Here is a 1,152-nt window from a genome sequence, read left to right on the forward strand (position 1 = left end):
AGCACCTTTTCGTTCAAGCGCTGCATTGGTAGCTACCGTACTTCCATGAATAATACAAAGCTGTTTATTATCGACAGCTGAGTTTAAACCTAGTTCTTCTATTCCCTGCAAGATTGCTTGAGCAGGGTTTGAAGGGGTTGATAGTACTTTATGAATACGCACTTCTTGTTCAGTGAGCAAGACAAAGTCGGTAAAAGTGCCTCCGGCATCAACACCTAAGTACAGGATTTCATCCTCATCGCTTAAAGAAGATTTGGGATTGTGAAGCTTAGGGGAATTGGACACTTGCCTTTCCTTTGTATCAAAATGCGTGATTTGTTCTATCTATGAGGAGCCAAGTTTGCCTGAATTGCCAGAAGTAGAAACCTCTCGCCGGGGCATTGAGCCTTATATCAAGGGGCATAAAATCTTATCCATCAAGATCTATCAGCAAGCTTTGCGTTGGCCTGTTTCTAATGAACTCTATGAAATGACAAACCAGCCGGTTAGCGATGTTCTCAGGCGAGGTAAGTATATAATCATCTGTGTCCCTGACGGAAGTATACTGCTGCATTTAGGTATGTCTGGGAGTTTGCGTATAGTCGACGAGAGGACGCCACGGATAAAACATGATCATGTTGAATTCCACCTTTCCTGTGGAAAAATACTGCGCTTTAACGATCCGCGAAGGTTTGGCAGCATATTATGGTCTTCCAATTGGCAAGCGCATCCTTTAATTGCTTCTTTGGGGCTTGAACCTCTAAATGAGGAGTTCGACGGAGCGTATCTTCATCAAGCTGCCAAAAAGAGAAAACAAGCGGTTAAACAGTTCCTGATGAATAGTAAGCTTGTTGTTGGTGTTGGCAATATTTATGCAAACGAAGCTTTGTTCAAAGCGGGCATCTCTCCTATTCGATCAGCCTCTCAAATCTCTTTAAAGCGCTATAACTTGCTTGCAGATACCATCAAAGAGGTCTTGCGTAAATCCATCAAACAAGGAGGTACAACTCTAAAAGACTTTGTGGGAAGTGATGGAAAGCCAGGATACTTTAAGCAAGAGCTGAATGTGTATGGCCGAGGGGGTGAAGCCTGTGTCGAGTGTGGACAAGCGCTAAAGGAAATCAGGCAAGGTAATCGTGCAACGGTGTACTGTTCACAGTGTCAAAAATAATC

General features: G+C 43.4%; 2 protein-coding genes. One reads left to right on the forward strand and one right to left on the reverse strand.

The window, feature by feature from the left end:
• A partial coding sequence (locus A3766_RS06025; protein ID WP_304440931.1) for a hydantoinase/oxoprolinase N-terminal domain-containing protein occupies positions 1–285 on the reverse strand: 285 nt, incomplete at its 3' end.
• Between the two features lie 55 nt (positions 286–340).
• Between A3766_RS06025 and mutM the strand changes: the two genes are divergently transcribed.
• On the forward strand, positions 341–1,150 hold the full coding sequence (mutM, locus tag A3766_RS06030; RefSeq protein WP_068508774.1) for a bifunctional DNA-formamidopyrimidine glycosylase/DNA-(apurinic or apyrimidinic site) lyase: 810 nt from the start codon (positions 341–343) through the stop codon (positions 1,148–1,150).
• Positions 1,151–1,152: the final 2 nt, after the last annotated feature.

The organism is Oleiphilus sp. HI0132, from assembly GCF_001635845.1.